Raw genomic sequence first — 9631 nt, 5'->3', positions numbered from 1 at the left:
TGAGAAATATTCCTCTGTGTCTTCTCTGTGTACCTCTGTGTTATTGTATCGATTTATTACACAGAGAACCACAGAGTTTTAACACAGAGTGCCACAGAGAAATCTGTTATAACCCCTTTATACTACTTGCGAAACTTAAATTATTAATTTAACATATATTCAAATAACTTTTGGTGACTGGGAATCAATTGTATATATTGTTTATTAACCAATAGCTTAATATTTTTGCAACTTTTTGAACAACTTATCATTCCTTATTTTATTTTTGTGAAAAGAAAATGTGAACATATTATTTCATCTGTTGATGGGAAAAGGGCTATTTATATAGATTCTCTTAACAAAAATGAAATTCTTGAATATATTAACAGGGATAAAAGACACCAAGGCAAATTCAGGTACATTGTTGAAATTATCTTAGGTGGATATAAAAATACAAGCTTATATGACAAGGAGGATATAAACGAGAAATGTAAAGATGTTACTGCAATGAAATTTTTTAAGGGGCAGGAAAATGACAGAATCTATTGTAAAGAAATACATACGCAGCAAGGTGTTTTTATTGTAGTTACATCGATCTTATATGAACACAAAAAAGGGACAAGGCTTTCTTCAAAAGAAATTGCATTAATTGAAAGAGTTGGAGGGTATGAATATGAAATTTAAGGATAAGTATAAAATCAGCAGTGAGTTCGAAAATCTTTTTACTTTTAAAAGTGAAGAAGAGGAACTTGAACATGAGGCAAAAATGATTATGTTTCGTTTTCTGAGTGAACTTGAAAATATAAATGATTCAGGTAAGCCTTTAAAAAAGAAAGATCTTGCGAAAAAACTTGGTGTCTCTGCAAGTTTTATTTCCCAACTTTTTAATGGCGATAAGTTGCTGAATTTTAATTTGCTGGCAAAAATTCAGAAAATATTCAATCTGACGTTTGAGATAAAAGCGCAGTCAAATGATTATCAAAGCTATATTAAAAAATATACAGTAGATTCTTTTCTTCATGAGCCGGCAGAAAATGCTGTCTGGGTTTGGCATAATTTAAAAAAGCCTGATTATCATTTGAAGGATCAATATTTTGATTCAACGGATATCGGAAGTAATGAAAATAATAATGTTACAGCTGCATAATTATGATTGCTAAGGAATCACCATTAATATTAAACAATTTTTTTCTCTTAAATCATCAATTTCAGTCTCTTCAACCTGCTGAGATTACTGATATTAAAAAAATTACTGGTCAATATGTTGTGGAAATTGATTTTGCAATACGGCCAATAGACCAGGAATACTATCAATTATTTACAAAGATTGGTGTAAATAATATAGAAAAGCCTTTGCCAGGTTATAGAATATATATTGAAGGCGTTTGCATATTTTCTTTTGACAAAAATATAAGTCTGTCTGAAACTGAAAAATCTAGTTTGTTACATTTTTCAGGAATCAATATTTGTATAAACAGTTTAAGAAATATTATTGCTAACATCACTGCTAATAGCCTAATTGGTAAATATACTTTACCGGTAATAGATGTCAATCAGTTGCTTGCGGATAAAAATAGAATAAATGAGAAAAAATAGTCTTATGGGTTAGAATATGTAAATAAATTTCCTAGAAATTTATCCTTGCCTGCACACTCCCGGTATGCACAACTTTCGAATCTTTTGAAGCACGCCCGTTATAAATAAAATTGATGTCCAACCCGTTGATGAGGCTTCGTTCAAGTAAAACGGTCCAGGTGGCATTGCTGCCAGGTTGCAGTCCCTGCAGCATTTCATAAGCCAGCGAAGTTGAAGAATCACTGTTGAAATTATAATAGATATAGTTGCCTTTTGCCGAAATATTGGCCTGTTTGGGGATATTGATCTTCAACTCCAATCCCAGGTTTTTTTCAAGGGATTTCTCTCCGGCTATGTTTCTTTTCCCTGAAAGCGTTGCGCTGAGGTCTGTTTGTAAGGAAGTGCCAAGGTAAAGCTTTGCGGACAGTTCATTGCTCCAGGAATGGATGCTGAAATTTTTACCCGGGAAATATTCGGAAGTATAGGCCTGATGACCTGCATCAAACGAATTTAACAGGGTCAATGCAGAAAAAGGGGTAAGCCGGATATTTATCCCGTGAGTCAGACTGTTACGGCTGTCAATCCCATTGGACAGCAGGATTTGGCTTCTATTGTTGTTCAGGATATAATCAATTCCGTAAACCGGGTTGCTCTGGTTGAATGATAAGGTGTTCCGAAGGGAATAATTCATATTGACCAGTTCATTTTCCGAAGTGCTGCTGAATGGATTTATATTTTCCCATAAATTATTTCTCAAATTTTTCCGGTCTATGCGGTAGGCAAACATGTCGGAAAAACGGGTGGCGAATTTCCTTAATCCTTTTTTATTATACCAGATTTTTTGAGGCTGGATGGACAGTGTCTGATTAAGCATATGTGAAAAGGTTCGGATATATTGATTGGTCGGGACATAAACCCGTATGTAACTGGCCTGGTCCTGGAAGGTAGCTACTTCAAATTCATTGAGCTCTTTTACCCCGTTGTGGTTATAATCATTCCAGGTGTAAACGCCCTGTCCCTGGGCAACTTCAACGTACGAAAATTCCTGTTTCAATTGTACTCCCGATCCTACTTCATAAAAAGTTGAAGAATTCATCAGCCCTTTATAAAAACGTAACCTGTTTTCAATCCGTCCCAGTACTGTATTCTCCGATGTTTCATTACTGAGAAGCGCATCGGCCAAGATTATTTTTCTGTAGGTAAAAGAAGTTTTCAACGTGTTGCCCGGATTTTTAAGGAATTCAAAACCCAGGTTGAAGTCGTGTCCGGTAGAAGCCAGTTTTAAATTGCCGGAAGCAGGAAGAAAATCTTTACGGTTTTTATAACTGGCAAATATTTTGTTTCCATCCGAATCAGCGCGGGTTATAAAATATTCATATTCCCTGAAGGCAGCACTGCTTGATGTTAACGTGTCTCCATGGGTACTTTTCCATCTATTGTCTTCGGTCGATTCAATTATCCCGGCTTTTAGAGGCCCCAATTGTTTTGACAACGAAACAGTATGCCGGAGGAAGGTGGTTTTATTGATATTGTCTTTTGTATTCAGCAGGCTTCCGTTTGCCGTAAGTTCAAATCCGTTTTTCTGCCACGAACCGGAAAATACGTGCTTTGTGCCCCGGTAATTATTCCCCCGGCCGAGCAAGTCAAATGAATAGTTTGCCGTTTGCTGATTCCGGTTTTTGAAATTCAGGAAACAATTCAAAAGGTCTTCTTCAATCTGGGTTTCAGAGGTACTTAAGTTCCAGTCCCTCTCATATTCCACTGTTTTGATCCGTTCAACCGGGGTGAAATTTTTATTGATATGTTGAAATTTAATTCCCGTATTCAGCCGGGTCTGGGTTGTATCCCTGGTAAGGATATCCTGCAAAAGTGAAATTTTGTAGGCAAATCCCAGGTCATTCTGTTTGTCTTTTTCTGAAAAAGTATTGACGTCATTATTGCTCAGTGCTGCCTCGAATCCTGCCCGTGTAAAAGGCGAAAGCCTTGTTTCACCTCCAAAGGTCAACATTTGCTTTTTTTGCGGGGCAATGAGCTGCACGACAGGGGAGTAATCTCCCTGCCGGATGCCGTTTACCGGGGCAATCCATTTATAAACCTTCCCGTTGGCAGAACTGGCAATCTGGACATAATCCCCATTTCCTGAACCTGCGTATGAAAATCCCAGCCTGAAATGGGCACTGTCCCGGTTTGTTGAATATACGAATACCTTGTGATACAATATACCGGCGACTATGCTGTCGCAGCGCCGGTACAAAACTTCATTGTTGTTATATTCAATGCTGTCAACATCGGGAACCACTGCCAGGGATGAATTGTCGCCGGCATCATGCAATATCTGTTTCTCTGCCTGAGTGAGATTTTGCTGCAAAGGTTGGTTTTTGCTGTCCTGCTCCGAATATAGATTGAGCCAGAAGCGGCCTGCTTTATTTTGAAACTCATTGGCGTTGAAAATCAGGAAACGGGCATAGTTCTTGTCCGAATATTCGAACTCAACCGCAATCCTTTTGTCTTTGGTGATGAGCTGATGGGCCGTGAAGGTGATCTGGGCGGAATTATAATCTATGGTGTAATCATTGTCCTGCCCCCGTTTCATCAGTTTGCCGTCAATGTAAACTTTTTCTGTTCCAGACAGTACAATGATGTTGGTTTCACTCTCCACTCCGGTAAGAAGATATGGGCCCTGGTTGTTTTCCTGGCCGTTGAAAAGCATCCGGTTATATTTCCCTTTGGAAATAGCCCCGCTTACAATTGTTTTCAGTAAACTTTCTTTTCCGGTCTTAACAGTTGCAGAAAATTTGATTCCCTGGGATTTTTTGTAGAGGTTCATGAAATATCCTGCCGGGCTTTCAAGCTCGAAATCACCTGCCGTGAGGTTGAGGTTATCATTGTAAATCGAAATATAAACCTTGTCAAAATCCTGAATTTGCTGGGAATATCCATCCGGCTGAATGGGGATGTTGTTGTCCGAAATGGCGGCGGCCAGGTTCAGGTTGTTGCTGATTTTTCCGGACATCTGCAGATTGAGGACCGAATTGACAATGACATCCTGGTTGTTGCCAAAACTAATCCCCCTGGACAGGCTTCCGCTTTTAGTCAGCCCATCGTTTTCAAACAGCGGAAAGGATTTCCCATCCAACATTTCAAACCTGATTGGGGCATGACTGTTTACAGACAGATTTTTTAGTTTGCTGAAATCATTGTGGAAATAAGGTTTGGTAAATGAATAAGGAAAGTGCCTGTACATAAGGGTTACTGTCTGCCCTTTCAGTTTTTTATGCGGCATAATCTGTGATTTTGCATAATCTGTCTGATAAGCCGAATCCGGAATTAATTGGCCGGCCTGGTTGAATAGACGGAGCGTACCGGGAACAATACTCAGGCTGTCTACCAATAGGGTGTCGCCGGTTAAAATGAGTTTCCTGGCTTTCAGATTGCTGAATTCCTGGGCACATACATATACCGGTAAAAAAGCAAAAAGAATTATTACCAACTTCTTTTTCAACCGTGGATACAAGTTTAATGACTATGGATTGCTAAGTTAGTATTCATAAAAAGAAAACGAAAAAGAACCGTTCAAATTTCAACCTGAAGAGTGATAAAAATGAAAAATCCCTGATTTAAAATGCTTGTAATCATCATGCTGTTGTGAATCCCCGAAATATTCAGAAATTTAATTTTAGGTTATATTTTAAAACAATTACCTTTGAACTCGTCACCAAAGAACGGGTTCATTTTCCCTTTAAGCTGAAAATTAAGAACATTCGGTTTGATGGAAGTTAAAAATAGAAAAAAAACATATTCTTTTTTTGCCATCAAAGGGAATTTTTGCTATAAGTTTCTTATTAACAATTGATAAATAGTATATTCATGTACAACCTTGGTATTTATATTTATAGCCTGCTCATCAAACTGGCTTCTCCTTTTAATGTTAAAGCCAGGCAATGGGTCAATGGCCGGAAAGGTTTATGGAAAGTCATGGAACAACAACTTCAGGGAGGTGAGAAAAGGGTTTGGTTTCATTGCTCCTCGCTGGGGGAATTTGAGCAGGGGCGCCCACTGATGGAAGAATTCCGTGCCAGGCATCCGGAATATAAAATTGTACTTACATTTTTCTCTCCTTCGGGTTACGAAATCAGGAAAAATTATAATGGAGCTGATTATATTTTTTATTTACCGGCAGATTCAAAAAGAAATGCCCGGAGGTTTGTATCTCTTATTCAGCCTGAATGGGCAATTTTTATAAAGTATGAATTCTGGCTGAACTACCTGAAGACATTGAAGCAACAACACATCTGCGTTTATCTGGCTTCTGCCAATTTCAGGAGCAATCAATTGTTTTTTAAAGGGTATGGCGGCTGGTACCGGAAATTCCTGGGGTATTTTACCCATATCTTTGTTCAAAACGTACAATCTCAGGATTTGCTCCGGTCAATTAATATGACTAATGTTTCAATCGCCGGTGATACCCGTTTCGACAGGGTGGCTGCTATCGCTCTGAAATCAAGGGATTTACCTATGGTTGAAAAATTCAAGGAGGGCAAACTCACCGTCATTGCAGGTAGTTCCTGGGCTAAGGATGAGGAAATACTGGTTAAATATATTAATGAAGCTCCCGAGGAGATTAAATTCATTATTGCTCCGCACGAACTTCATGAAGAAAATATTAAAAAGCTGATTGCCTCAGTCAGCAAGAAATCTATTCGTTATTCACAGGCCAGCGAGGAAAATGTGGCTGCTAATGGCCTGCTGATTATTGACAACATTGGGATGCTTTCGTCATTATATAAATATGGGAACATTGGTTACATTGGTGGCGGCTTCGGGAAAGGAATACACAATATTCTGGAAGCAGCTACATTTGGATTGCCCGTGTTGTTTGGGCCGAACTACCATAAATTTCAGGAAGCACTGGATCTTATAAAGGAAGGCGGGGCTTTTCCGGTCGAAGATTACGGCCAGCTGAAAAATAAACTGGATGAATTGGTAAACAACAGGGAACTTTTAAATCAAGCCGGAAGAATTGCCAAAGATTTTGTCGCCGGCAGTTGCGGGGCAACAGATAAGATACTCAATCTTGTTACATCCTAGAATATTGAATTTCCTACTAAGATTTTAAAAGAAAATTACTGGTCATAAATTTTAGTTTCAGAGATTACTCTACTGACTTAAAGGTTTTTAGTCTATGGATATCTCCAGTCTTTTCTTGTCTTATTTTGAACTAAATGAGGTTATTGTTTGTTTAATAAATTGTAAATCTGTATATTAATGGTAAGTGCTAGATTAATTGGGAATTGTTTAGGTTCAAAAAATGTTAATAAATAGGAAAGAGAATACCCTCTGAAAATATAATGAATTCATAACTTAGCCAGAAGAAACAAAAATCTCCAAAATCGTAAGGCTAAAACACTTAATTTTTCAAAATATTAATTTTTTTAAAATGGAAACTGACAATATGGTTGCCGGGAAAAAATCAACAAATAAAGGCGGTTTGAAAACATACACTTTTGAAGAGGCGTATGAGTCAAGCCTGAAATATTTCGATGGCGATGAACTTGCTGCGAAAGTATGGGTCAGCAAATATGCTTTAAAAGATTCGCATGGAAATATCTATGAATTGAATCCTGATGATATGCATCATCGGCTGGCAAAAGAAATCAGACGTATTGAGACAAATTATGCCAATCCGATGACGGAGGATGAAATATATTTCCTCCTGAAAGATTTCAGGTATATTGTTCCCCAAGGCGGACCTATGTCGGGTATAGGAAATAATTTTCAAATAGCTTCACTATCAAACTGTTTCGTTATCGGAAATGAAAAACCTGCCGATTCTTATGGAGGAATTATGAAGATTGACCAGGAACAGGTTCAGCTCATGAAACGAAGAGGCGGAGTAGGACACGATTTATCCCACATCCGTCCTGCCGGAAGCCCTGTGCTTAATAGTGCACTTACTTCAACAGGAGTAGTGCCTTTTATGGAGCGTTTTTCAAATTCTACCCGTGAAGTTGCCCAGGACGGACGAAGAGGGGCTTTGATGCTCAGCATTTCTATTAAACATCCTGATGCCGAAAAATTTATTAACGCTAAACTCGAACAGGGCAAGGTTACAGGGGCTAATGTCTCCGTTAAAATTACGGATGAATTTATGAATTGTGTGCTGAACAATAAATTGTTCCCTCAGCAATTCCCTATTAATTCTGATAATCCAAGCGTCAGGAAAGAAATTGATGCCAAATTGCTTTGGGGTAAGATTATTCACAATGCCTGGAAGTCGGCAGAACCCGGCGTACTTTTCTGGGATACCATTATCCGCGAATCTGTACCCGATTGTTATGCGGATCTGGGTTTCCGTACCGTTTCTACCAACCCTTGCGGTGAAATTCCTCTTTGTCCCTATGACAGTTGCCGTTTATTGGCTTTGAACCTCTATAGCTATGTGACCAGCCCTTTTACGCCGGATGCAAAATTTGACTTTGACCTGTTTAAAAAACATGCTTCAAAGGCGCAGCGGATCATGGATGATATTATTGACCTGGAGCTGGAAAAAATTGATGCCATTATTGGAAAGATTGATGCTGATCCTGAGGATGCGGAAGTAAAAAGGGTGGAACGTAATTTATGGGTGAATATCCGTCATAAGGCCATTGAAGGAAGAAGAACCGGTGTCGGTATTACTGCTGAAGGGGATATGCTGGCTGCCCTTAACTTGCGTTACGGGAGTGAAGATGCCATTGACTTTGCCGTTGAAGTACAAAAGACACTTGCTATTGAAGCCTACCGCTCATCTGTTGAAATGGCCAAAGAAAGGGGCGCTTTCGAGATTTTTGATGCAAACCGCGAGAAAGATAATCCGTTTATTCAACGAATAAAACGGGAAAATGAAGACCTGTACAATGATATGGTAAAATACGGGCGTAGAAATATTGCCCTGCTTACTATTGCCCCAACGGGTACTACAAGCCTCATGACTCAGACTACTTCAGGGATCGAACCTGTATTCATGCCTGTATACAAAAGAAGGCGTAAGGTGAATCCCAACGACAGTAACGTTCATGTTACTTTTACCGACGAAGTGGGCGATAAATGGGAAGAATATATTGTATTTCATCATAAGTTCACAACCTGGTTGAAAATCAACGGATATAATCCGGAAGAGGTCAAACAATATGATCAGAGCCAGATTGATGAACTGGTTAGTAAATCCCCTTATCATCAGGCCTCAGCCAATGATATTGACTGGATCAGCAAAGTCAGGATGCAGGGCGAAATTCAGAAATGGGTAGATCATTCAATTTCAGTGACCATCAATCTTCCTCCTGATGCTTCAGAGGATCTTGTTGCCGAACTGTACATCACCGCATGGCGAAGCGGATGTAAAGGAGTTACTGTTTACCGCGAAGGCAGCCGGGCCGGAGTTCTTGTCAGCAACAATAATGAAGCCCCTCAGGAAAAAGAATCTCCTAAACGCCCCAAAGTAATGGATTGTGATATTATCCGTTTCAACAACAACAGCGAACACTGGATAGCATTCGTGGGCTTGCTCAACGGCCGTCCTTACGAGATTTTTACCGGTCTTGCTGATGATGACATGTTCCCTATTCCGAAATCTATTGAGAAGGGAAAAATTATCAAAAATAAGTCGGAAGACGGTACCTCCCGCTATGATTTCCAGTATATAGATAAATATGGTTACCGGAATACCCTGGGTGGCTTGTCTCATATGTTCAATAAGGAATTCTGGAATTATGCCAAACTGATTTCCGGGGTGCTGCGTCATGGCATGCCTATTATTGATGTGGTGAATCTGGTTTCGTCCCTGAGATTGGACAGCGATACCATCAATACCTGGAAAAACGGGGTTGAACGCACATTACACAGATATATCCCTAACGGGACAAAACCCAAACATGGACAGAAATGCCCGGTATGCGGTTCCGAATCGCTGGTATACCAGGAAGGCTGCCTGATATGTACCAGTTGCGGATGTTCAAAATGCGGATGATTTTAATTTTTAATTATATTCTAAAGGAGCTGAAAGGCTCCTTTTTTCGTTTTTATCCCTACGGTTTTCCTG

Annotated in this window: 6 protein-coding genes; 5 read left to right on the top strand and 1 reads right to left on the bottom strand. The window is 39.3% G+C overall.

Annotated elements, in window-relative coordinates:
* Positions 1-267: 267 nt before the first annotated feature.
* The 3 genes from Q8907_08190 to Q8907_08180 are packed head-to-tail and all read left to right on the top strand — an operon-like array spanning position 268 to position 1575.
* Positions 268-663, top strand: a complete 396-nt coding sequence (locus Q8907_08190) for a hypothetical protein (GenBank protein MDP4274242.1) — start codon at positions 268-270, stop codon at positions 661-663.
* Positions 647-1126 (top strand): helix-turn-helix transcriptional regulator, encoded by a 480-nt coding sequence (locus tag Q8907_08185; GenBank protein ID MDP4274241.1) that lies wholly within the window; start codon positions 647-649, stop codon positions 1124-1126. Before Q8907_08190 ends, Q8907_08185 begins: the two co-directional genes overlap by 17 nt.
* Before the next feature lie 2 nt (positions 1127-1128).
* Positions 1129-1575, top strand: coding sequence for a preprotein translocase subunit SecB (locus Q8907_08180; GenBank protein MDP4274240.1), 447 nt, complete (start codon positions 1129-1131; stop codon positions 1573-1575).
* Positions 1576-1606: 31 nt separating this feature from the next.
* Here the strand turns inward: Q8907_08180 and Q8907_08175 are convergent, their stop codons facing one another.
* A complete protein-coding gene (locus Q8907_08175; protein MDP4274239.1) occupies positions 1607-5056 on the bottom strand; it encodes a hypothetical protein in 3450 nt (1149 codons plus the stop codon).
* A gap of 365 nt (positions 5057-5421) precedes the next feature.
* Between Q8907_08175 and Q8907_08170 the strand changes: the two genes are divergently transcribed.
* Together Q8907_08170 and Q8907_08165 are read left to right on the top strand one after the other, a co-directional pair.
* Entirely contained in the window at positions 5422-6642 is a 1221-nt protein-coding gene (locus tag Q8907_08170; protein MDP4274238.1) for a glycosyltransferase N-terminal domain-containing protein, read from the top strand.
* Positions 6643-6991: 349 nt separating this feature from the next.
* Positions 6992-9559: an adenosylcobalamin-dependent ribonucleoside-diphosphate reductase gene (locus tag Q8907_08165; GenBank protein ID MDP4274237.1), complete on the top strand. Its 2568-nt coding sequence runs from the start codon at positions 6992-6994 to the stop codon at positions 9557-9559.
* Positions 9560-9631 lie beyond the last annotated feature (72 nt).

It is taken from the genome of Bacteroidota bacterium, assembly GCA_030706565.1.
GTDB lineage: Bacteria > Bacteroidota > Bacteroidia > Bacteroidales > JAUZOH01 > JAUZOH01.
The sequence above is the reverse complement of the archived record's forward strand: the minus strand, read 5'-3'. Positions and strand labels throughout refer to the sequence as shown.

Coding starts and splice junctions, on each gene's coding strand:
- Q8907_08185 (MDP4274241.1), top strand. CDS start 647: ATGAATATGAAATTTAAGGATAAGTATAAAATCAGCAGTGAGTTCGAA.
- Q8907_08180 (MDP4274240.1), top strand. CDS start 1,129: ATGATTGCTAAGGAATCACCATTAATATTAAACAATTTTTTTCTCTTA.
- Q8907_08170 (MDP4274238.1), top strand. CDS start 5,422: ATGTACAACCTTGGTATTTATATTTATAGCCTGCTCATCAAACTGGCT.
- Q8907_08165 (MDP4274237.1), top strand. CDS start 6,992: ATGGAAACTGACAATATGGTTGCCGGGAAAAAATCAACAAATAAAGGC.